23 protein-coding genes and 1 pseudogene are annotated in these 23,163 nt (G+C 47.9%); 16 read left to right on the top strand and 8 right to left on the bottom strand.

All coding sequences use genetic code 11. From position 1 onward, the window contains the following. Positions 1-217 precede the first annotated feature (217 nt). The 11 genes from ACXAGX_RS16505 to rpoS all read left to right on the top strand — a co-directional run bounded on the left by ACXAGX_RS16505 (position 218) and on the right by rpoS (position 10,247). The gene (locus tag ACXAGX_RS16505; protein ID WP_474839666.1) at positions 218-1,849 is read left to right on the top strand and encodes a methyl-accepting chemotaxis protein; all 1,632 of its coding nucleotides are present in this window, start codon (positions 218-220) and stop codon (positions 1,847-1,849) included. 143 nt (positions 1,850-1,992) lie between these two features. After that, positions 1,993-3,687, top strand: a complete 1,695-nt coding sequence (locus ACXAGX_RS16500; protein WP_474839664.1) for a TIGR03545 family protein — start codon at positions 1,993-1,995, stop codon at positions 3,685-3,687. A 55-nt stretch (positions 3,688-3,742) separates the two neighbouring features. Then, a complete protein-coding gene (gene ftsB / locus ACXAGX_RS16495) occupies positions 3,743-4,030 on the top strand; it encodes a cell division protein FtsB (RefSeq protein ID WP_474839662.1) in 288 nt (95 codons plus the stop codon). 6 nt (positions 4,031-4,036) lie between these two features. Further along, positions 4,037-4,741 (top strand): 2-C-methyl-D-erythritol 4-phosphate cytidylyltransferase, encoded by a 705-nt coding sequence (gene ispD, locus ACXAGX_RS16490; protein ID WP_474839651.1) that lies wholly within the window; start codon positions 4,037-4,039, stop codon positions 4,739-4,741. 9 nt (positions 4,742-4,750) lie between these two features. Continuing rightward, positions 4,751-5,227, top strand: a complete 477-nt coding sequence (gene ispF / locus ACXAGX_RS16485) for a 2-C-methyl-D-erythritol 2,4-cyclodiphosphate synthase (RefSeq protein ID WP_474839649.1) — start codon at positions 4,751-4,753, stop codon at positions 5,225-5,227. Beyond that, positions 5,224-6,291 (top strand): tRNA pseudouridine(13) synthase TruD, encoded by a 1,068-nt coding sequence (gene truD / locus ACXAGX_RS16480; RefSeq protein ID WP_474839647.1) that lies wholly within the window; start codon positions 5,224-5,226, stop codon positions 6,289-6,291. The genes ispF and truD overlap by 4 nt, the downstream gene beginning before the upstream one ends. A 25-nt stretch (positions 6,292-6,316) precedes the next feature. Beyond that, the gene (gene surE, locus ACXAGX_RS16475) at positions 6,317-7,066 is read left to right on the top strand and encodes a 5'/3'-nucleotidase SurE (protein ID WP_070125547.1); all 750 of its coding nucleotides are present in this window, start codon (positions 6,317-6,319) and stop codon (positions 7,064-7,066) included. A gap of 31 nt (positions 7,067-7,097) precedes the next feature. Continuing rightward, positions 7,098-7,733 (top strand): protein-L-isoaspartate(D-aspartate) O-methyltransferase, encoded by a 636-nt coding sequence (locus ACXAGX_RS16470; RefSeq protein ID WP_070125548.1) that lies wholly within the window; start codon positions 7,098-7,100, stop codon positions 7,731-7,733. After that, positions 7,730-8,308, top strand: coding sequence for a YqaA family protein (locus ACXAGX_RS16465; protein WP_474839645.1), 579 nt, complete (start codon positions 7,730-7,732; stop codon positions 8,306-8,308). Before ACXAGX_RS16470 ends, ACXAGX_RS16465 begins: the two co-directional genes overlap by 4 nt. 8 nt (positions 8,309-8,316) lie before the next feature. Continuing rightward, positions 8,317-9,177 carry a peptidoglycan DD-metalloendopeptidase family protein gene (locus tag ACXAGX_RS16460; RefSeq protein WP_474839643.1) on the top strand — a complete coding sequence of 287 codons (861 nt, stop codon included), beginning with the start codon at positions 8,317-8,319 and terminating at the stop codon, positions 9,175-9,177. A 71-nt stretch (positions 9,178-9,248) separates the two neighbouring features. After that, positions 9,249-10,247: an RNA polymerase sigma factor RpoS gene (rpoS, locus tag ACXAGX_RS16455; RefSeq protein WP_474822599.1), complete on the top strand. Its 999-nt coding sequence runs from the start codon at positions 9,249-9,251 to the stop codon at positions 10,245-10,247. An 85-nt stretch (positions 10,248-10,332) separates the two neighbouring features. Here rpoS and folA read toward each other — a convergent pair whose 3' ends face one another. The 4 genes from folA to rplU all read right to left on the bottom strand — a co-directional run bounded on the left by folA (position 10,333) and on the right by rplU (position 12,786). Further along, positions 10,333-10,839 carry a type 3 dihydrofolate reductase gene (gene folA / locus ACXAGX_RS16450; protein ID WP_474839641.1) on the bottom strand — a complete coding sequence of 169 codons (507 nt, stop codon included), beginning with the start codon at positions 10,837-10,839 and terminating at the stop codon, positions 10,333-10,335. Positions 10,840-10,859: 20 nt separating this feature from the next. Next, a complete protein-coding gene (gene cgtA / locus ACXAGX_RS16445) occupies positions 10,860-12,020 on the bottom strand; it encodes an Obg family GTPase CgtA (protein WP_474839639.1) in 1,161 nt (386 codons plus the stop codon). A gap of 181 nt (positions 12,021-12,201) precedes the next feature. Continuing rightward, the gene (gene rpmA, locus ACXAGX_RS16440) at positions 12,202-12,459 is read right to left on the bottom strand and encodes a 50S ribosomal protein L27 (RefSeq protein ID WP_070125553.1); all 258 of its coding nucleotides are present in this window, start codon (positions 12,457-12,459) and stop codon (positions 12,202-12,204) included. Positions 12,460-12,474: 15 nt separating this feature from the next. Continuing rightward, complete coding sequence (gene rplU / locus ACXAGX_RS16435; protein ID WP_070125554.1) at positions 12,475-12,786, bottom strand: 50S ribosomal protein L21; 312 nt, start codon at positions 12,784-12,786, stop codon at positions 12,475-12,477. Between the two features lie 464 nt (positions 12,787-13,250). Here rplU and ispB point away from each other — a divergent pair, with 464 nt between their 5' ends. Continuing rightward, positions 13,251-14,225, top strand: a complete 975-nt coding sequence (ispB, locus tag ACXAGX_RS16430) for an octaprenyl diphosphate synthase (protein WP_474840020.1) — start codon at positions 13,251-13,253, stop codon at positions 14,223-14,225. A 176-nt stretch (positions 14,226-14,401) separates the two neighbouring features. Here the strand turns inward: ispB and pepQ are convergent, their stop codons facing one another. Both pepQ and ACXAGX_RS16420 read right to left on the bottom strand, forming a co-directional pair. Then, on the bottom strand, positions 14,402-15,721 hold the full coding sequence (gene pepQ, locus ACXAGX_RS16425; protein WP_474839637.1) for a Xaa-Pro dipeptidase: 1,320 nt from the start codon (positions 15,719-15,721) through the stop codon (positions 14,402-14,404). 124 nt (positions 15,722-15,845) lie between these two features. After that, on the bottom strand, positions 15,846-17,861 hold the full coding sequence (locus ACXAGX_RS16420) for a transglycosylase SLT domain-containing protein (protein WP_474839635.1): 2,016 nt from the start codon (positions 17,859-17,861) through the stop codon (positions 15,846-15,848). Positions 17,862-18,201: 340 nt separating this feature from the next. On the opposite strand from ACXAGX_RS16420, the gene fadB reads away from it, so the two are divergent. Together fadB and fadA are read left to right on the top strand one after the other, a co-directional pair. Continuing rightward, positions 18,202-20,352 (top strand): fatty acid oxidation complex subunit alpha FadB, encoded by a 2,151-nt coding sequence (gene fadB / locus ACXAGX_RS16415; protein WP_474839633.1) that lies wholly within the window; start codon positions 18,202-18,204, stop codon positions 20,350-20,352. Positions 20,353-20,370: 18 nt separating this feature from the next. Next, positions 20,371-21,534 (top strand): acetyl-CoA C-acyltransferase FadA, encoded by a 1,164-nt coding sequence (fadA, locus tag ACXAGX_RS16410; protein WP_474839631.1) that lies wholly within the window; start codon positions 20,371-20,373, stop codon positions 21,532-21,534. Here the strand turns inward: fadA and ACXAGX_RS16405 are convergent. After that, complete coding sequence (locus ACXAGX_RS16405; protein ID WP_474839629.1) at positions 21,531-21,710, bottom strand: phage integrase N-terminal SAM-like domain-containing protein; 180 nt, start codon at positions 21,708-21,710, stop codon at positions 21,531-21,533. The two genes, fadA and ACXAGX_RS16405, sit on opposite strands and share 4 nt — an antisense overlap. A 297-nt stretch (positions 21,711-22,007) precedes the next feature. Between ACXAGX_RS16405 and ACXAGX_RS16400 the strand changes: the two genes are divergently transcribed. Next, on the top strand, positions 22,008-22,373 hold the full coding sequence (locus tag ACXAGX_RS16400) for a hypothetical protein (RefSeq protein ID WP_474839627.1): 366 nt from the start codon (positions 22,008-22,010) through the stop codon (positions 22,371-22,373). A 134-nt stretch (positions 22,374-22,507) separates the two neighbouring features. Further along, the gene (locus ACXAGX_RS16395; RefSeq protein WP_474839625.1) at positions 22,508-22,879 is read left to right on the top strand and encodes a hypothetical protein; all 372 of its coding nucleotides are present in this window, start codon (positions 22,508-22,510) and stop codon (positions 22,877-22,879) included. Between the two features lie 37 nt (positions 22,880-22,916). Here the strand turns inward: ACXAGX_RS16395 and ACXAGX_RS16390 are convergent. Continuing rightward, positions 22,917-23,163: pseudogene (locus ACXAGX_RS16390) on the bottom strand (transposase); the annotation flags it as partial.

Here is a 23,163-nt window from a genome sequence, read left to right as displayed (position 1 = left end):
ACGACATGGTTAAGATCATGTGTGGCTGTCGCGGGCGCGATGCTATCACAAACCCAGGCTGCGTAAACGAGGCGTTTGTCGTACCTTCGAGGCTGTCTAACGATAGCTGTAAATAAATCCTGCCGAGCATAGATTTAACGAAATAAAGCTGAATAAAATGGCGCAGAAGCCGATACCTTTCTACACTCATTAAAAATTAAATTTTGCGAGAAATTTTATGAAGCTAAGAAACTTCAGCGTGGTACAACGACTCGCCTTTCTAGTGCTATTGGTTGCTATCCTGGTAGTGGTAATGACTACGGTGGTTTTACAGCAGCACTACAAAGCACAAAAAGAAGACGCTTACGAATCAACTAAACACATCGTTGAAATTGCCTATTCCACGGTTCAACATTATGCTGACCTGGCGAATAGAGGCACTTTATCGCAAGCCGATGCCCAGTCTTTAGCGAAAGCCTCTATCTCTTCAATGCGTTATGACAATGGTAACTACTTGTGGATTCAAGACGACACGCCCGCCATGGTCATGCATCCCATCAAACCCGCATTGAATGGCCAGGACCTCACCACTTTTAAAGACGCAAATGGCGATACCTTTTTTGTCACCATGGCGAAACTGGTGAAATCGGAAAATGCCGGATTTGTGCCTTATGTGTGGCCGCTGCCAAATTCAGAAGAAGCTGTCGATAAAATTTCCTACGTGAAACGCTTTGCCGACTGGCAATGGACAATCGGCACAGGGATATACCTGACACGACTGGATGCGGCATTCTCCACCATCCGTAATATCTTCATTGGGCTGGGTGTTATTTGTTTGGTGTTGATTGCCTTATTCACCTGGTTAATTGGTAAAAGTATTACTACCCCATTGCATGCGGCTGCAGACAGCATGAAAGACATTGCGCAGGGTGAAGGCGATCTTACTCGAGAATTACCCACCGATGGCAATGATGAAATTGCCCGACTCGCTCGCCATTACAACGCGTTTGTTGCCAAGGTGCGTGATTCACTGCAAGCCCTGAATAGTGCGATTGAACAAGTGTCGTCGCAAGGAAAGCAACTTGAGACGATTCGATGTTCAAGCGGAAGTCAGGCGGAAACACAGAGCCATAATGCCATTCAGGTGGCCGCGGCGATGGAACAAATTACCGTTCAAATTGGTGATGTAAGCCAGCATGCTGCAGCAGCCAACCAGTCAACGGAACAAGCAGAGTCGAACGCACATCAAGGCATTACTGCAGTAGCAAAATCCGTTCAGGAAATTCAATCGCTCAATCAAAGTATCGATTCACTGGTCAATACGGTAAATCAGCTAGCGCAACAAAGTGACAAAATTGGCAGCGTGCTTGATGTAATTCGCGGGATCTCCGAACAAACCAACTTGCTGGCGTTAAATGCGGCCATTGAAGCCGCCCGCGCAGGTGAACAGGGCCGGGGCTTTGCCGTGGTCGCCGATGAAGTTCGCACGCTGGCAAGCAGAACCGGACAAAGCACGGATGAAATTCAGCAGATGATTCAGGAACTCCAAACCGGCTCGGCCGCTGCGGTGAGTGCAGTGAAAACCAGCCAGTCGACGGTAGACAGTACGGTGAGCAATGTGAATGAGGCCAACGACACACTGCACACTCTGCTCTCCATTGTGTCTGATATTGCCGGTAAGAATCGCCATATCGCTGAAGCTACAGACCAGCAGAATGAGGCGGCGCAGGAAGTAAACATGAGAATCAATGAGCTTTCTGAATCTGCAAAACATACCGTTGATAATGTGGAGCAGATGACCAAAACCAGTCAGGCTTTGGCGGATTATGTAGAAAAAGCCCGTCAAGCAATGAGTAAATTTCAGTTTTAAATGGCCTGTTAGGTGAGTGCGACTTAGTTGCGCTCACCCCACTATCATCCAATCTTCACGCTCGCGAGTATTAAGGATAATGCTATGCTGACACCAAAGCGGTGAAAATCAGCTTTCAAAAAAAGTCTAGGCCTGGTGTAAAAATGAAAAAACGCTACATCCCCCTCGTCGTTATTCTTCTGGTAGCCATTGGTTACTGGCTGCTTGCAAATACGATTATCAAATCCATCTTGGAAGACCAGCTTTCTCAGTCGTATGGGGCTGAAGTGAATATTGGTAGCTTTCATCATTCATTGTTTCCCACTACCGTGACCATTGAAGATATTCAACTGACCAACCCCACCGCGCCAATGCGAAATCAGGTGGTTGTTGGCAAAGCCTTTGGCGATGTGGCGTTAATGCCACTTCTTTCCAAAGAAGTTATCGTAAACAAACTTCAGGTGCTGGATGTGGAATTCGACCAGCCAAGAAGCAGTGAAGGTAAGGTGCTTCGTCAACCCACTCAAAGCTTGACCTTCGATGAAATAAAACAGAAAGCGAAAGAAGCCATTCCCACTGTGGATGAACTGATTGAGCGTAACCCTCTCAAGACCACGGCGGCAGTAGCACAAGCAAAACAAACCTACGAAACGTATTCCGAAGAGCTTAAAACGTCTTATCAAGCGCTACCTGACAAATCTCGCATCGAGGAATACAAAAACCAGGTAGAAGCCTTAAAAGAGATGGATTTTAAAAATCCTCAGGCACTGGTTGAAGCGCAATCAAAGCTAAAAACGTTAAAAGAGCAAATATCAGCCGACCGGGCGCTGATCACAGACTTTACTGATAATGCGAAGAATGCCCGCACTGCCCTTTCCGACTCTCTGCAACAATTGAAAGCGGCACCAAAACAAGATTATCAGCTGATGAAAGGCATTATTGCTGGTGACGATGCCGCCATGCAGCAAGTCACACAGTTAGTGTTCGGAGACAAAGCGGCGGAATATACGCAATATTTGATGTCTGCTGTGCAAATAGTATTACCGCTAATCCAGGGGGAACCACAAACCGACGATACGCCAGCCACCGAGCTCCCCGCCATATTGGTAAAAGAAGCCGAAGTGGCAGTGAAATATAAAGATGAGACCATTGGCAGTGTTTGGAAAAACATCACTAATACGCACCCGGTATTTGGCGAACCCACTACCTTTACCATTTCTGCTGCGGGTGAACTGCTAAAACAATTCGAGTCTTCCGGACAATTCTGGATTGATGAAAAAGGCGTCGATGCTTCACAACAATGGTCGCTGGCCGGCGTTAACCTGGCGAATGTTCCCATGGTAAATAGTGAGAAGCTTTCTGCCGCACTGGAAAAAGCCTTGGTCACCACATCGGGACAATTCTCGATTAATGACAATTTGCTTAACGGTAGCGGTGACATTGATTTAGCCAGCCTGGTTATTGAAGCGGCAGGCACCAACAAACTGACCACCGCCATTGCCAATGCGCTGAACCAGTTAAAAACTCTAGATATGAAACTTAACCTTTCCGGTACCCTGAGCAACCCGGATTTTGCGATATCTTCAGACCTCGATAATAAATTAGCGCAAGCCGCTATTTCAGAGCTAACAGCCAGTCAACAAGATAAACTGGATGAAGTAATGCTGCGACTCAATGGCATGGTTGGAGGCGTACAAACTGAGACTCAGGGACAACTAGTTAACGTGGAAAGCATGTTAAGCGCAGCACAAGGCGACAGCAGTCAGTTAGAAAGTTTGCTAAAAACCCAGCTGAACAGTGTGATCGACCAGCAGAAAAACAAACTGTTTGATAAACTGAAAAGCAAGCTCGGTCAGTAGACCGGGCTGGCCGTAGAAGGCATAATGAACCTTTAATCAGATAACAGGTGTTTCCGTGTGGCGGGATAATTGGGTTACTTTCGTACTTTTGGTGTTGCTGGGCTTGCTCCAGTACCGCTTGTGGTTCGGAAAAAACTCAGTGCCTGACTATTTGGCACTGAAGCAAGAAGTACAGCAACAATCCCTGCAAAACGATAATCTTGCCCAGCGTAACAACCTTCTTAAAGCCGATATTAGCGATTTGAAAATTGGCCTGGAATCTATTGAAGAGCGTGCCAGAAACGAACTGGGCCTGATAAAGCAGGGCGAAACCTTTTACCGGATCCTGCCGGCGGAAAACTAAGAATTCATGACACATTCCTCAGTCGTTGCCGTGGTACCGGCCGCAGGTGTTGGCAGCCGAATGCAGGCTGACCGCCCCAAACAGTATCTTCAGCTCGGTAACAAAACCATTCTCGAGCACACACTTCTTACACTAAATGCACACCCCGCCGTTAGTCGTGTTGTGGTAGCGTTAAGCTGCGACGATCCTTATTTTCCTAACCTACCCATTGCGAATGCCACCTGGCTTACCGTGGTTGATGGCGGTAAAGAACGCGCCGACTCAGTGTTAGCCGGTTTACAGTTGCTGAATAACGATGAGTGGGCCTTGGTGCATGATGCCGCGCGTCCTTGCGTGTCCCACGACGATATAGACACCTTGCTTGAAGTGCGAAACCGAAGTGATGTGGTTGGCGGTATTCTGGCTACACCGGTGCGAGACACCATGAAGCGGGAAAGCACAAGTACGCCGGGCGCCATTTCTCATACGGAAAGTAGAGATAGATTATGGCATGCGCTTACACCACAACTTTTTCCCGCGGGTTTGCTTACTGCCGCGTTAAAGCAGGCTGAACAAAAAAAAGTGGTGGTTACCGATGAAGCTTCAGCCATGGAAGCCGCGGGTTATCAGGTAGCGCTTATCGACAGCAACCCGGCGAATATCAAGATAACACGCCCAGCGGATATGCCGCTGGCCGCATTCTACTTACAACAGTCACAACAGAAAGATTAAGAGGCAACTATGCGAATTGGTCACGGTTACGATGTTCACAAGTTTGGTGGCGAAGGTCCCATTATTATTGGTGGCGTCAGTATCGACTATGAACAGGGTTTACTTGCCCACTCTGATGGTGACGTGCTTATTCATGCGCTTTGCGATGCCATTCTTGGTGCTGCTGCCATGGGCGATATTGGCAAACACTTCCCAGACACCGACGACGAATGGTCTGGTGTAGATAGCCGCTATCTACTGCGTCATGTCATAAGCTTAGTAAAAGACAAAGGTTACGGACTGAGCAACGCCGATATGACCATAATTGCTCAGGCTCCTAAAATGGCACCGCACATACAAGACATGCGCGCGCTGCTTGCCACCGATTGTCAGTGCAGCATAGAAGACATCAACGTAAAAGCGACAACCACCGAAAAGTTAGGTTTTACCGGTCGTAAAGAAGGCATTTCCGCGCATGCCGTTGTTCTGCTGAAGGCGCTGCCATGAATCTGTCTACTGCTCACTGGCGCTACAGTAAGGAAGCACCGGCTTGCACTGCTACCTTAAAAGCCAAGCCTGAAGACTTTGTTGTAACCGAAGAGCTTGGTTACGACTTCAGTAACGACGGCGAGCATCAATTTATTTGGATAGAAAAAACCCTGGCGAACACAGCGTGGGTAGCAGAGCAACTGGCCAAGTTTACGGGTTTGCCGCTGCGCAATGTTTCGTATGCGGGCCGCAAAGACAAATACGCCGTTACCCGTCAGTGGATTGGCTTGCACGCGCCAGGAAAAGCCGATTTTGACTTTTCGAAACTAGCGATTCCAGGCGTAAAAGTGTTGGCTCAACATCGCCACAATAAAAAGCTACGCACCGGCCAACTGAAAGGAAATCACTTTGCCATTACCTTACGCAACGTGAGCGATGCAGACAAACTTATCGCCGAATTACAACGCGCAGCCGTACAAGGTGTTCCCAATTACTTTGGCGATCAACGTTTTGGCAATGTTCGCATTGGAGAAACTGGCGAACGTTTGGAAGGTGGAAATCTTCAGCTAGCGGCAAAAATGATAGGCGGTGAAGCCATCCGAAACCGCAACAAGCGCAATATGGCGATTTCCGCATTACGCAGCTGGTTGTTTAACGAAGTGATCAGTACGCGTATTGAAAACGGTGCATTAAATACGGTACTCCCCGGCGACGCGCTAATGCTGTCAGGCTCACACTCCTTCTTTATTAACGATGGCGAAGATTCCACCGTTCAACAGCGTTACGAACAACAGGACTTATCACCAACAGCGCCATTATGGGGCAAGGGCGACTTGCCGTCGAAAACCATTGCCGCCGCGCTGGAATTATCAGTGGCAGAGCAATTTGAGCCAATCACCGCATTTCTTGCCGCCGAAGGGTTAAAACAGGAACGTCGTCCGGTAAAAATCTGGCCGTCGCAACTTGAATGGCAACATAACGGTGATACAGTTGTTGTTTCTTTCAGTCTGCCTGCGGGCTGCTACGCCACTACGGTGCTCAGAGATTGTGTAGATTTAAGCACCGTTCAAAGCGCAGACTAAGTTTTCTACTATTTCCGGAGCATGCATGCGCATTTTATTAAGTAACGACGACAGTGTATTTGCCAAAGGCATTGCGATCTTATTTGAAACGCTGACTAGCCGACACGACGTTACCGTTATTGCCCCAGACCGTAACTGTAGCGGTGCCAGTAATGCGCTGTCTCTGCACAGCCCACTGCGTATTCAACAATTAGATAACGGCTTTTATTCGGTAAACGGCACGCCTTCCGACTGTGTGCACCTGGGTGTAAATTGCTTTTTGGAAGAAGATCCAGAGTTGGTCGTTTCAGGGATTAACCACGGTGCGAATCTCGGTGATGATGTTATTTACTCTGGCACCGTTGCAGCCGCAACCGAAGGCCGCTATATGGGTCTTCCTGCTATTGCCGTTTCCCTCACCAGTCATGAAGGCAAGCATTTCGACACCGCTGCTCGGGTAGTCCTGGATATCATTACTAAGTTAGAAAGCCATCCCCTGCCGGCTAATCAGATTTTAAATGTGAACGTACCGGATGTTCCTTACGATGAATTAAAAGGGATTAAAGTGACTCGCCAGGGCCGCCGACATCGCGCAGAAGCAATGGTAAAAGCGAAGGATGCTTTTGGCCGCGAGATCTACTGGTACGGTCCTGCAGGTGCGGAACAAGACGCCGGCGACGGTACCGATTTTCATGCAATAGCCAATGGTTATTGCTCCGTCACACCACTCAGTGTGGATATGACAGCCCACAGCAGCCTGGGTACCATGGAAGAATGGCTGAATAAAAAAATCTAATAACAATTCTAACAGGAACACATTTGTTGCAATGAGAACATTGAAAAAAGGTGAAATGCTGGCTGAACTTCTGTTCAGTGAAGGCGTGCGTGATCAGAAAGTGCTAACGGCTATCGCGGCCACGCCCAGAGAACTGTTTTTACCCGATGCCCTCAAACACAAGGCATACCAGAATACTGCCCTACCCATTGGTCAGGGCCAGACTATATCGCAGCCTTATATAGTGGCAAAAATGACCGAGCTGCTACTCAAGGCGCAAAATAATCCGCGTAAGATCCTCGAGATCGGCACCGGCTCTGGCTATCAAACAACAATTTTAGCTCAGCTTTTTGGTCACGTTTACACTGTGGAACGTATTAAGTCGTTGCAGTTCCAGGCAAAGCGCCGAATGAACCAGCTAGATTTGCACAATGTGTCTATGAAGCACGGTGATGGCTGGAAAGGCTGGCCTAGCAAAGGGCCTTACGATGCCATTCTGGTTACTGCAGCCGCGAGCAGCCTACCCCAGGACTTGTGTGAGCAACTTGAAGAAGGTGGCCGCTTAATTATCCCTGTAGGCAGTGAGCAACAAAATCTACTCTGTGTTGACAGAATCGACGGTGAACTGAAAACTGAAACCATCGAGGCTGTTCGATTTGTACCACTGGTTGCAGGAGAGCTTCAGTGAAAATTTTTCAGCCATGCTATGATTTGGCGTTACGCTGGTCGCGACATCAGTTCGCCAGTAGATACCTCGCGTTGCTCAGCTTCGCAGAATCCATGTTCTTTCCTATTCCGCCTGATGTCATGCTTGCCCCTATGTCGATGTCCCGGCCTCAGCGAGCCTGGACGTTTGCACTTATCACCACGGTAGCTTCTGTACTAGGTGGTATTGCAGGATATGTGCTGGGATATTTTACTTTTGAGGCCTGGATCGAGCCTCTCGTCATTTCCGCTGGTTATGAAGGTAAGCTTCAGACTGCGATGGATTGGTTTGAAACCTATGGCGTTTGGGTAGTTTTCCTCGCCGGATTCTCCCCCATCCCCTATAAAGTGTTTACCATCAGTGCGGGTGTATTAAATATGGCATTCATTCCCTTCCTTATTGCTTCGGCAGTGGGACGAGGAGCCCGCTTCTTTTTAGTCGCTGGTCTGATGAAATTGGGTGGTGCTGCAATGGAAGAAAAGCTACGAGAATACGTCGAAATTCTTGGTTGGGCCACCATTGGACTCGCCATTCTTGCCTATCTCATCCTTCACTGACACCGTTAATGCGAACCATTTACGTTCTTCTTGGTTGTTTCTCCGTCATTTTTTTGACGGCCTGCTCTAGCTCAACAGGCCCCGCGCCAGTGACTTTACTCAATAGTCAGGTAGAAAAAAAACAATCGGGGTCAGAGATTCAAAGCTATGTAGTAAAAAAGGGTGACACGCTATTTGCGGTCGCCTGGTACACCGGAAATGACTACCGAGACATTGCAAAATACAACTCACTATCAGCACCTTACAATATCTACCCTGGTCAAAAACTGCGCTTAATCCCCCCCTCTACGACATCGCTGACACGCAACACCCGCCCCAGAAAAGTGCAAGAAAAAACTGGTACGACCAGCAGAATATACAACAAAAGGGGTGTTGACCCTAAACCGGCACAGGCGTACAGTGAACGTGAAATTAATGTTAACGGACAAGAAGTTACCGCCGTCAAACCTTTGACTAAAAGTGTCAATAACCCGTCCAGAAGAGACTTTCCGGATAAGGTGTCAAAATGGGTTTGGCCAAGCAATGGCAACATTACGTTAACATTTAGCAACACTGAATCCGGTAATAAAGGTTTAGACTTAAGCGCCCAAAGAGGTTCACCAGTTTTAGCCGCCGCCGATGGCAAAGTGGTATACGCCGGTAACGCATTACGTGGTTATGGTAATTTAATCATCATAAAACATACGAATGCATTATTGAGTGCTTATGCACACAACGCTAAGCTGTTAGTCGATGAACAGCAATGGGTAGCCGCAGGGCAACAAATTGCAACCATGGGCGATAGCGGAACAGATTCAGTGAAGCTACATTTCGAGGTTAGATATCGTGGGAAATCGTTAGATCCACTGCGCTATTTGCCGAAACGATAAGAATAACAATAAATAATAATAAAATTTGAGGAGAACATCGCAGGGTAACCAACAATGCAGGAGATGCTGTCGTGGGTCAGACAAAAGCCGCTGTAATCGAATCAAAGTCTCGTGATGAGTTAGACGAGATGGACATGCCAGTGAATATGAAAGCTGGTAATACTAACACTGCCGACATGGACGACGATACTGATGACTCAGTGTTCGTTCAGGACGACTTACCAAAGAATCTGGATGCAACCCAGCTTTATTTGGGAGAGATCGGCTTCTCACCTCTGTTAACTGCCGAAGAAGAAGTTTATTTTGCCAGACGCGCTCTGAAAGGCTGTGAAGCTTCCAGAAAGCGCATGATTGTATCCAACCTTCGCCTTGTCGTTAAAATAGCGCGCCGCTACAACAATCGCGGTCTTGCACTGCTTGACTTGATTGAAGAGGGCAACTTGGGTCTTATCCGCGCTGTTGAGAAATTCGATCCGGAGCGAGGCTTCCGTTTCTCAACCTACGCAACCTGGTGGATTAGACAAACCATCGAACGTGCCATCATGAATCAAACGCGAACCATTCGTCTGCCTATTCATGTTGTCAAAGAACTTAATGTTTATCTGCGTTGTGCCCGTGAGTTGTCGCAAAAGCTCGATCACGAACCCACTGCAGAAGAAATAGCGACCGAGCTCGATAAGCCTGTCGACGAAGTTTCACGCATGCTGCGTTTGAACGAGCGTATCACCTCTGTAGACACCCCCATTGGCGGTGAGAACGATAAAGCCCTGTTAGATATACTTGCAGACCAGAATGAATTTGGTCCGGAAGAAGATCTACAGGACAACGATATGAAAGCCAATATCGTGAAGTGGCTGGAAGAACTCAACGCAAAGCAGCGTGAGGTACTGGCTCGTCGTTTTGGCCTGTTAGGGTATGAGCCATCCACACTAGAAGATGTGGGCGCTGAAATCGGTCTTACGCGGGAGCGTGTACGTCAAATCCAGGTTGAAGCATTGCGCAGACTGCGGGATATGCTTAGCCATCAAGGATTATCGTTAGAAAGTCTGTTTGATCAGATGGGCGAATAGCCCTCAGATAAGTGGAATAGGCTTAGGGAATACTGTGATATAGGCACATGGTGCTTAAATCACAGTATCTGCCTGGCCATAGGCTTCAGCGTTTGCGCTGAAGTGTCACAAAACGATAGTTATGCGGATTCGCCTCATCAGCAACATGCTGTTGGCTTTCCGCTTCATCCCATTCCGCTTGTGCCAGATAATCTGGGAAACGGGTATCACCCGCTACTTGCAAATCAATGTGGGTAAGATAAAGGGTTTCTGCCATGGGTAGAAACGTTTCATATATCTTACCACCACCAATAATCATAATTTCCTGTTCATCGCCCACGAGGGTTTGAGCGACTTCTAGTGCCTGCTCTGGTGAGCTGACTATCATAACCGACTCTGGGAAATTTGTGGTAGTTGACGATGTCACCACGATATTCGGGCGACCAGGTAACGGCCTGCCAATAGATTCGTAGGTTCGACGCCCCATTACCACCGGCTTGCCTAGCGTAACGGCTTTAAAATGCTTCAGATCGGCGGGTAAGTGCCATGGCATATCATTATCGGCACCAATCACACGATCGTGAGCCATGGCTGCAATCATTGCTAACTTCATCACAACTCCCTGAAATACGATTAACGGCGGTATTCGACTTCTACGTCGTAGTCGTCTTCATCCCAATCATCATCGTCATCCAGATCGTCAGACAGATCATCACCAGTGGCTTTCTGATAAGCATCCCACTGAAAATCGATTTCCTTACCTTCATTTTCATCAACTACCTCAGCCGGTAACGTTTCAATGAAGTTCATGATTTCGTGGCAAAGTGCATTGGTATTCATCTTCTGAAATGCAGAAATTTGATATACCGGACCGTCCCATTCGAGTTTTTCAGTGATCTCTTTGCACAGCGCTTCTACTTCTTCTTCAAGCAGCAGATCGACTTTGTTAAACACTAACCAACGTGGCTTTGCTGCCAGTTTAGGGCTGTATTTTTCAAGTTCTTCAATGATCTTACGGGCGTTTTCAGCAGGATCACTTTGATCTGCGGGCAACAGATCAACCAAGTGCAGTAAGATCCGGCAGCGTTCAAGGTGTTTTAAAAAGCGAATACCCAAACCAGCGCCGTCGGCAGCACCTTCGATAAGACCCGGAATGTCAGCGATAACAAAGCTACGCTGGGAATCTTGTCTCACCACACCCAGATTTGGTACCAGAGTAGTGAAAGGATAATCGGCAACTTTCGGCTTAGCGGCCGATACAGAGCGAATAAAAGTAGATTTACCGGCATTCGGCATACCCAGCAAGCCCACGTCAGCCAGCAGCATCAGCTCCAGGCGCAGGTTGCGGATTTCACCCGGCGTACCATTTGTTTTCTGACGTGGCGCTCGGTTAACACTGCTCTTAAAGCGCGCGTTACCTAAACCGTGAAAGCCGCCCTGCGCCACTTTAAGACGCTGGCCATGCTTAGTCAGGTCGCCCAGCACTTCTGCAGTTTCCACATCTGTAGCACGGGTACCTACTGGCACCATTACCGTGAGATCTTCACCTGCACGGCCAGTACAGTTGCCGCCCTGACCATTTTGGCCACGCTCTGCACGGTGGAAACGCTCGAAGCGATAATCAATGAGGGTGTTCAGGTTTTCGTCGGCCTGCAAATAAACAGAACCGCCATCGCCACCGTCACCGCCGTCAGGACCACCTTTCGGGATATATTTTTCACGTCTAAAGCCAACTGTGCCGTTACCGCCATCGCCGGCTTCAACACGAATTTCAGCTTCATCAACAAATTTCATTAGTTACTCCGAGTCGTTGTCGACTACCGTATTTGAAAACTAAGTTTACACCATTGTGACAATCACTACATCGCCAATCTGATGAAGGACAAAGGGCCCGGTAAAAAATCTTGTTACTACAAACAAAAAACCCCGCTTACGCGGGGTTTTTTAAGCCTGTTCGGCGTAACGTCAATCGGGATTACTCGCCGATGATGCTCACGAATTTACGGTTGTTCTTGCCCTTAACGTCGAACTGAACTTTACCGTCTTTCAGAGCAAACAACGTGTGATCTTTACCGATACCTACGTTGTCGCCAGCGTGGAATCGAGTACCACGTTGTCTTACGATGATGTTACCAGCAAGAACTGATTCACCGCCAAAGCGCTTAACACCAAGGCGTTTACTTTCTGAATCACGACCGTTTTTGGTACTACCACCAGCTTTTTTGTGTGCCATGTGTTCGTGCTCCTATTATGCGTTGATACCAGTGATTTTCACTTCTGTGAACCACTGACGGTGACCCGCTTGTTTACGGTGATGTTTACGACGACGGAACTTAACGATAGTTACTTTATCGCCACGCCCGTGTTGTACAACTTCAGCAGTCACTTTACCACCAGCAACTAAAGGTGTGCCGATCTTGATGTCGTCACCGTTGCTAACCATTAATACGTTATCGAATTCAACAGTCTCGCCTGGCGCGACTTCGATCTTCTCTAGACGAACGGTCTGGCCTTCAGCCACACGGTGCTGTTTACCGCCACTTTGGAAAACCGCGTACATATTCTACTCCGCTCTGCGTCTCTTTGACGCTTCAATTCAAAAAACAGGGCGCGAATTGTACGTGAAACATCCTGAGATCTCAACCCCGAAAAGCACAAAATTTGATTATTTTTCGCGCTTCGGTTCAATACGCCCCCGGGGATGCCGAAAATCAACAATTGCCATTAAAATCTCATCAAACAAAAAATACCAAGAAATTGATTTTATTGGTAAATTTTGTAACGCAACCAGACTATTTGTTCTTGTTGCCGTTAACTGAAATTCGCAACAAAGTGATGTCGACACGGGTTTTGTGTGGAGGGTATTTTACGGATATATGACATAAATTAAATAATTAATATGCCTATTAGCTAAAATTTTTCTCACCAATTCAGTTTTTTAAGTTATCCGGGTGGATACCCCAACAGATTCAGGTACAATCACGGCTTCAAATGAATTCAGCAAAATTTACTCACGACATGCCAATGGACATCAATGCGATCCGCGAGCTAGCCGCAGCGGATATGAAAGCGGTAAACGCGCTTATACAGCAGCAAGTCGACTCCGATGTTGCCCTCATCAATCAGTTAGGCTTTTACATCGTCAACAGTGGCGGCAAACGTCTGCGCCCGTTGCTTTGTGTTTTGGCTGCACGATCCATGGGGATCACCAGCGATCAACACCACACTCTGGCCGCGATCATCGAGTTTATTCACACCTCCACGCTGCTTCACGACGACGTGGTAGACGAATCTACATTGCGCCGTGGTCAACAAACAGCAAACGCACTGTTTGGTAATCAGGCCAGTGTTTTGGTGGGTGACTTCCTCTACTCTCGCTCATTTCAGATGATGGTAAGCCTGAAAAGCATGCGAGTGATGGAAATCCTTTCCGATGCCACCAATCGTATTGCCGAAGGTGAAGTACTGCAGTTAATGAACTGCAACGATCCTGATACCACAGAAGAACGCTATTTCGATGTGATTTACGGCAAAACCGCACGCTTGTTCGAAGCGGCAACGCAGCTTGCTGCCGTGCTTACTCAACAGCCTGCGTCGATTGAATCTGCCATGCAGGATTACGGAAAGCATTTAGGTACCGCCTTCCAGTTGGCAGACGATATTATGGATTACGTGGCCGACAGTGAAGAAATGGGCAAGAATGCCGGTGATGATTTGGCGGAAGGGAAACCTACGTTACCCTTGTTGTATGCCATGTGGCATGCCAAAGATCCTGACGATCAGGCATTGATCCGAGAAGCGATCGAAAAAGCCAATGGCCTTCCCCATCTTGCACGCATTCAGCGCATTATGGATGAAACCGGTGCACTCGATTATACCAAACGGTGTGCAACTGAAGAGGCAGACAAGGCGGTAAAAGCCCTCGACCCTGTTCCAGAATCCGATTTCAAACAGGCTCTCATTGCGCTGGCACACATTTCAGTAGAACGCACCAAATAGCGCCCAGTCGCTGTTTTCAAGGTACTCAGTCGCTAACGCTGGCTGAGTACTCTTCATTGTAAAACTGTTTAACGCTCCGGCACAAATTCATTCACGCCAATAAAAACCGGCTATTGCGTTAAACACGCAATAGCCGGTGTCGCTTATCACTCAATGAACTCTTGCGATCATACCTATTAGTTTAATCCGAGATCACGGGTCATATTTTCGTTTTTGTCACGATGAACAATGATATTGTCCTCAATACGTATGCCGCCAAACGGACGATACTGATCTACTACGTCCCAATTGATATATTTCGAATTCTCGCTGGATTTCAAATCTGCAAGCAAACTGTCGATGAAATACAATCCTGGCTCAATAGTGAACACCTGACGAGCTTCTACCACACGGGTACAACGTAAGAACGGATGCGCTTCTGGGGCCGGTTTGGGTGTGCCGCGATCGTCGGCCACTAAACTACCTACATCATGTACCTGCAAACCGAGGAAGTGACCAATGCCATGTGGGAAAAACGGTGCCGTAATACCCGCATCCACTGCATCCTGCGGCTGCATGTTAATAATGCCTACGTCGTGAAGTACCTGAGCAATACCATCGTGGGCAAGCAAATGAATATCGGTATAGGCCACGCCGGGCTTCAATGCATTTGCCAGTGTTACAGTGATGTGATCGACACGGCGGATCAAATCAGCAAAACGGGCATCAGAGCGACTGTACGTGCGAGTGATATCGGCAGCATAACCGTGAAACGACGCCCCCGCGTCAATTAAGAATGAACGAGAGTCTGTTGGGGCATCTAAATCGCAATGCATGTAGTGCAGTACCGAAGCGTGCTCGTTTAACGCCACAATGCTGTTGTACGGTAAGTCGTTGTCGCCGTGGCGAGCAGCACTATTGTAAGCTTGTTTAATGGCAAACTCGCTTTCTCCTGCCATAAAAGCGTTCCGGGCGGCTTGGTGGCCTTTTACTGCCAATTCATTGGCACGACGCATACACGCCATTTCATAATCGGTTTTATAAGCCCGTTGAAAATGCAGGTAGTTCAACGCCCGGTCGGGATTCACAGTGTTGAAGCCGAGGGCCTGAGCCACTTCAATATATTCGCCCACATAGGCGTAATTCTTCTTATCGTAAGGCAAATGCTTTTCAACGGCATCTGCCTGCTTAAGTAGCACGATATCAAATTCTTCAGTCCAGAAGTCATTCGGCTCGGGGGGGACCTTATGCCAGAAATCCACAGGACGATAAAAAATTAGCTTTGGTTTATCACGGCCATTTACCACCAGCCAACAGTTCGGATTATCGACCACCGGTACCCAGGCTTTGAAATGCGGATTCACCTTAAACGGGTAATCGTTATCATCGAGAAACAGCCTTTTGGGTTGGCCTGCGTGGATCACCAGGCCATCAAGTCCTTCCCGCTGAAGCGCTTCTAGCGTGCGGCTTTGAAGGGTGGCGATGTGATCCTTGTAAGTATCGGCGAATGTGGTCATAAAACCTCTGGTTCTGTCTCGCGTGTACCCTCGCCAGTTCGCACTAACGGGGTAATCGCGTTGAAATAATTATAACAATTAGCTTATCACGCCGAAGTTAACGTGAAAAACGGGTGGGGAGATCTTATTTTGGGGCGAACGTGCTACCAGACGCGCTGCCCGGCCCCATCAGGCCATCTACAGAAGGAATGGCTGAACGCGCCAACTTCTCAAAAATACCAGAAGACTCACCCATTTGATGTTCGTAGATATAGCGATACGCCATTACCGCTTTAACGTAATTTCGGGTTTCTTTATAGGGGATGGTATCGATCCAGATATCGGTCTCCATGGTCTTCCCTTCCGGAAGCCACTTCATTACACGGCGCCATCCTGCATTGTAAGATGCCGAAACCAGTACCGGATTATCGCCCATTTTATCCATTAGGTAGCGCAAGTACTGCACCCCGAAATGTACGTTCTGATCGGCATCAAACAGTTCGTCCGATGACACTTTTTTCTCAGCAATGTAACGGGCAGTACCCGGCATCAGTTGCATCAAACCGCGGGCACCGGTTGGCGAAACGGCGTCTACCATGAAGGAACTTTCTCGACGCGCGATGGCCATGGCAAAGGCGGGCTGAATATCAAAGGTGCGACCCACATCATTGAAGCGTTCGGCATATGCCATGGGAAAACGTTTCTCAACGTCATCCATAAATCCACTTTGCGTGAAACTGATTATTGCCTGATCAAACCAGCCCCACTCGTTGGCCAATAAGGCTGCATCTTTCACCTGAGAGGTTTCCAATGATGTAACCATATAATGCCACTCACGTCGGGCATCGATTAATCGTCCAAGTTCCAGAAACTCTTTTGCCCGTTTGGCCGCTGGTCGGTTGGCAATCATCGCAATGGTTTCGTCGCTGCGAGGGGTTTCGGCATGCCGTAAAGTGGGCTGTTGATTCACCCGGGCGCTGGCCATAAAGCCGTAGTAGTGTCTTTCGCCAGCCAGTTTTCGGTAGCGCTCTTCAGCCTGTTCAGGTAACCCTAGCGCTTCTAAACTGCGGGCTTCCCAGTAACGATATGCTTCATCTTGCTGAATCGTTGCTGGTGCTTGCGCAATTAAATCCAGTACATCCTGCCAGCGCTCATGGCGCAGCAAATAAGACATATGCCAGCGTTTCACGTCTTCTGCAGCACCGTCGATATCTGCCCGCTTCAGCCATTCATCCGCCTCGGGTTCGTCGCCTATGGCTAAACTTAGCGCAATAGCCCGGCTAACATCGATATACTGCTGCTTTGAAAACACATTGTAGGGCTGCCACAAATACCAGGCTTTAATTGCTGCCTTGGGATCTTTCCAGCCCAGCTTCTCCATGCCGTACGCCAGCACTTTACTTTCTATTTGTTTGTTCTTAAGTGGGAAGCGCGATTTCTTTAATACCAGCGAAGATGAGGTACGAATTTGCAACCACAGCTCGGCTAAGTAATGTTTAGACGACGGCAGTTTGCCTTTCAGATAAGGCACTAGCTTCGGGTTGCCTACCAAAGCGGCTTTTTCGATACGGCCAAGTATGAGGTCATCGGTTAGCCTGCCCGCTTTCTGCCACCGACGAAATACTGGGTCGCATTCGTCTGGTTGCGAGTCGCCTGCCAGCCACAGCGGCTCGACTTTATCAAGCCAGTAATCTGGCTGGGCGGCGTCTTGTAATTGATATTGCAGGTACTGACAGGTAATGGTGGTGCCCATGCCATCGCGGTAATTCGCCAGAAACGCTTTTTTCTCGTTATGTTTGGCTAAATAGCGCAACCAGCGACCACGCAGACCATAGGTAAACGGTTGATTGTGATAATTCAGTAAGAACGCTTCGATATCGTCGCGGTGAGCCATATCCATGCGTTGATCAATTTGCTGACGCAATAGATACGGATAAAGAGGATAAGAAGACAAGGCTTCAACCTCGTCTTCAAGCTGTTTCACTTTTTGCCGACTTGCGCGACCAAGCTGCTTTTCGAGCGCAATAAATTGGGCTCGCTGTGCCGCTAACTCGGTTGTGGCCTCCGCGCTTGCTTTGCACGCAAATACACTCAGCCAGCTAACCAGGGCAAGGGAAGAAAACGTGAGACATTTCATGCGTGTAAACGCGAATACCTGCATTGAAAACCATCCAGCCAAACGAGTGAATGACAGAAATGTAGCCAGCGAAAGGGGTTAAAATGAACAAAAAACAACCCAAAAAAGTAAATAACCGCTGGCGTACACCCAATTCTGTAACCATTATACAACCTGACAATGCGAATTCGAGCTTGATTTTTGTGCTCCGCATCGCCACTTACAAAAAAATTTAAACGCTTGTTTGAATTTTTGTTGAAATTTTTCGTGGCATTGTCACAATCAGGCCACCCTAACAGTTAGTCTAAGACATCCGATGAGACGATTTGTTGCACAATCGGTTGTTAAAACACTGACACCCTCGCTAAAGCCGAAGGAGACGAGAATGATATACGAAGGCAAAAGTCTGACGGTTTCCCTGTCAGATGACGGAATTGCTGAACTGGTATTTGATGCCCCGGGATCAGTAAATAAGTTTGATCGCCAAACCGTGGCAGAGCTCGACGAAGCCACTGTAGCCATGGCCTCACACGGCGGTATTAAAGCTGCAGTAGTGCGCAGCGGCAAATCCGCATTCATCGTGGGTGCCGATATCACCGAATTCACTGCCATGTTTGAACAGCCCGAAGAAGAAGTACTCGGCTGGGTTGCTAACACCTCTCAGGTATTCGATCGCTTTGAAGATCTCCCCTTCCCAACCATCGCTGCGGTTAATGGTTTCGCCCTGGGCGGCGGCTGCGAGATGGCGTTAGCCTGTGATTTCCGCGTGGTTGATACCACCGCATCTATTGGTTTACCAGAAGTGAAACTCGGCCTGATGCCAGGCTTTGGCGGCACCGTTAGACTACCCCGCTTGATTGGCTCAGACAATGCGCTGGAATGGATGACCACCGGCAAAGATCGAAAAGGCCCACAAGCATTAAACGAAGGCGCGGTTGATGCGGTAGTTGCCCCAGAAAAATTACTCGACGCTGCGGTATCAATGGTGGCTGACGCCGCTGCCGGCAAACTCGATTGGCAGTCACGTCGTGCTTCGAAAAAAGCGCCTCTGCAATTAAACCAGAACGAAGCCATGATGAGCTTCTCTACTGCACAAGCTTTCGTTGCAGCCAAAGCGGGTAAACACTACCCAGCACCTCACATGATGGTAGAAACCGTGAAAAACGCCGCTGGTCTCGACCGCGACGGTGCACTGAAACTAGAAAACGAAGGCTTTGTTAAACTGGCGAAAACCGATGCGGCCAAAGCGCAAATCGGCATTTTCCTGGCCGACCAGCTGGTGAAAGGCAAAGGTAAGAAAATGGCCAAAGCCGCGACCAAAGAAGTGAAGCAAAACGCAGTTCTGGGCGCCGGTATTATGGGTGGCGGTATTGCTTACCAAAGCGCCTCAAAAGGCGTGCCTGTGGTAATGAAAGATATTAATACCGCAGCACTGGACTTAGGTTTAAGCGAAGCAGCAAAAATCCTTAACAAAGGCATGGAGCTGGGTAAAGTTGACGCGAAGAAAATGGCTGCCACGCTGAATGCTATTACGCCGTCACTTGAGTACAGCGCGATTAAAGATGCTGACGTTATCATTGAAGCGGTTGTCGAAAACCCGAAAGTGAAAGGCATTGTGCTGAAGGAAACAGAAGAAGTGGTGGCAGACGATGCCATTATTTGTTCGAACACCTCAACAATCTCTATTAATCAGTTGGCTAAAAACCTCAGCAAACCAGAACGTTTCTGCGGTATGCACTTCTTTAACCCCGTACACCGCATGCCACTGGTAGAAATCATTCGTGGCGAGAATACCACCGAAGACACCATCAATGCCGTGGTTGCCACCACATTGAAAATGGGTAAAACCCCGATTGTCGTAAACGACTGTCCGGGATTCCTGGTAAACCGCGTACTGTTCCCCTACTTTGCTGGTTTCAGCAAGCTGGTTCTCGATGGTGCCGACTTCGTAGCCGTAGACAAAGTAATGGAGAAAGACTTTGGTTGGCCAATGGGCCCGGCGTACCTGCTTGATGTTGTAGGTATGGATACCGCCGATCATGCGGCCAGCGTAATGGCCGAAGGCATTCCAGAGCGCATGGCAAAAGTTGATAACGACCCCGTTACACTGCTTTATGAAGCATCGCGTTTAGGCCAGAAAAACAAGAAAGGCTTTTACAACTTCGGCACCGATAAGCGCGGTCGTCCAAGCAAAGAAGCGGCTGACGAGGCCTACGCACTCATCAAGCCACACAGCGCTGACGGTCAATCTTTCGATAAAGAAGAAATTATCGCTCGTTTGATGATCCCGATGGCCAATGAAGCGATTCGCTGCTTGGAAGAAGGTATTGTTGCCAGTGCGGCAGAAGCCGATATGGCGCTACTGTATGGCTTGGGCTTCCCACCGTTCCGCGGCGGTATTTTCCGCTACATCGAAACCATGGGACTGGACAAATTCGTAGCGCTTGCCGACAAGTACGCCCACCTTGGTCCTATTTACCAGATCACCGACGGCGTGCGCCAGATGGCCGCTGACGGCAAATCGTATTTCGCGTAACGACCCAGGGAGAAGAATATGAAAGATGTAGTAATCGTAGATGCAGTCCGCACACCTATGGGTCGTTCCAAAGGTGGCGTATTCAGAAATGTACGTGCAGAGTCTCTGTCTGCACACCTTATGACGGCGCTTGTTAAGCGTAATCCCAACTTAGACCCAGCCGAAGTTGAAGACATCATTTGGGGTTGTGTTCAGCAAACCAAAGAACAAGGCTTCAATATTGCTCGTAATGCGCAGTTACTCACCGATTTACCCCGCTCTACCGCGGCGGTAACGGTAAACCGTCTTTGTGGTTCGTCGATGCAGGCTTTGCACGATGCCACCAGCGGTATTATGAGTGGTCGCGGTGATGTATACATGATTGGTGGCGTGGAACACATGGGCCACGTACCAATGACTTACAACCTGGACTTCCACCCTGCGTTGGCAAAATACACGGCGAAAGCCTCTGGCAATATGGGTATGACAGCCGAATTGCTGGGTCGCCAAAATGGCATTAGCCGTGAAATGCAGGATGCCTTTGCTGCCCGTTCGCATCAGTTAGCGCACAAAGCCCACGTTGAAGGCCGCTGGGCTAACGAAATTGTTGCTACCGAAGGTCACGATGCCGACGGCGTGCTTAAGTTAATTGATTACGATGAAGTAATTCGCCCGGAAACCACCGTTGAAACGTTATCGGGCCTACGCCCGGTGTTCGATCCGGTAAACGGTTCTGTTACTGCCGGTACCGCTTCGGCTATTTCAGATGGTGCATCCGCCATGCTGTTAATGTCGGCAGATAAAGCCAAAGCCCTTGGTCTCACACCACGAGCAAAAATTCGTGCAATGGCCGTTGCAGGGTGCGACGCTGCTATCATGGGTTATGGCCCCGTGCCAGCCACGAAAAAAGCGCTGCAACGTGCCGGCCTTAGCATGGATGACATCGAAATTGCCGAGTTCAACGAAGCCTTTGCCGCTCAAGCCTTGTCTTGTATTAAGCAGCTAGGCTGGCTGGAAAGCTACGACGATAAGGTAAACATGAACGGCGGCGCCATTGCACTCGGTCACCCGCTGGGTTGCTCTGGTTCTCGTATTAGCACCACCCTGTTAAACCTAATGGAATCTAACGACAAAACATTGGGGCTTGCCACCATGTGTATTGGCTTAGGTCAGGGCATTGCCACCGTGTTCGAGCGCGTTTAATCGCAATCAACGTACTTTTCAAAAGGGCCTGCGGGCCCTTTTTTGTTGTTTGCATAAAGATATTTGTGAAAACGCAGGAAGTCGGTAATCCAGTATAAATAAGTTTTGATGCTTCGCTTTGCATAGCGCTTGAGCATCTTAAAGTCATAAAGACCTTGGAGAAATGCTGATTGCATATAGCCTCACTTCCTTAAAAAGAAACCAGGCTAATTTGGTAATGGACATTGAGTAACTGTACTGAGGGTGGGATTCTCATTCCGCAATGTAAATCGGGATACAATACATTTTGTCGTATTTGTGCCTGCTGCTGAAAAACGACAACGCATAGGTGCTTGACTCAAAGGGTGTTTTCGCTCAGTGTTTATTTTATGAACAGAGAAGTAGTCCTCAGTGATCTGGTGGATTTAGGCTGTTTGGGGTTGAGAAAATTGTTAGCTTTCACCGAATTTTAAAATTTATATTGGAGTCACATAATGGAATATACAGCTACCGCATTTATTTTTGCTTTATTAACTGGATATGTTTCCGCTCGTTATGACGGAAAAGTTATAAGCAGAATAGCTATATTTATGCTTCTTAGTGCTGCCGGGGCGTCGCTGGTTAGTTCTCTCAATATCTATCCAGAAGATAAAATGTACGATGACGGGACATCATTTCTTTCAGTTTTGGCGCTGGTTTTTGGCCACATAGTTTCAGAACTTGTCACCAGAAAATTTGTTTCAAGTAAAAAAACCTCTGAAACTGATACAGAAATAAAAAATACCTCAGATTTACTTCAGCACCTTGCTAATAACAAAGAACTTACTTTAGAAACGGAAGTGAGTATTAAAGTAAAATAAAGCTAACAATCATATTAAGTCGCTCGCAGGCTCGCTGGGACACAAACACGGCGGCTGTGTCACTTCGTTACGATTATAGCCGCCGTATTTGTGCCCCTAAGTGGGGGGTTATGTTTCAAAGAAGGATTGTTGAAATGTTTAAAAAAGTCGCTTTTGCATCATTTATCATGTTTGCCAATAGTAGTTTAGCTTCGAACATACCTGTCAATCCAGAAGTGTTTCTAGGTAATTTGCCCAGTTACTATGCGCCTCCTAACTACTTCAATTTTAGTGTCGGTTATCGTAGCTCTTCTACAATGCAAATGCTTAAAAATGATACAAATGTAGTTGAGTGGATTTATAATGCAGAATTTAAAGCTCTAGACAGTATTAGCGAATCAGTATTAACTATTTGTAAAGACAAAGGCTATAAGATAGGTGTGGCAACTAATGCGCAGATAAAATTAGAGAAACCTCTTGATTCGATTTATATGGTCATTTTTAAATATGAAATTAATTGCTGGTAGAGAAATATAACAAACGACTATGGCGTCAATCCTGAATTTATGAAGTTTTTTCTTCCCACATGACGCCATCTCTCACCATTGAATTGAGGATGACAATCATCTTCCTGACGCAGGCAATAATGGCGACTTTCTTGGGTTTGCCCGCTGCGACTAGCCTGGTGTAAGTGCGTTCAAAACAGGATTGCACTGCATCGCTGACATCATCGCCATGAACAATACGGTGCGAACCTGACTGCGGCCACCCTGGATAACCTGTTTGCCTTTGTACTTGCCACTTTCTCTGT

The sequence above is a fragment of the Alteromonas sp. ABV4_515 genome (assembly GCF_056160345.1).
Note: the sequence above shows the minus strand (reverse complement) of the source record. Positions and strands in the feature narration are given on the sequence as shown.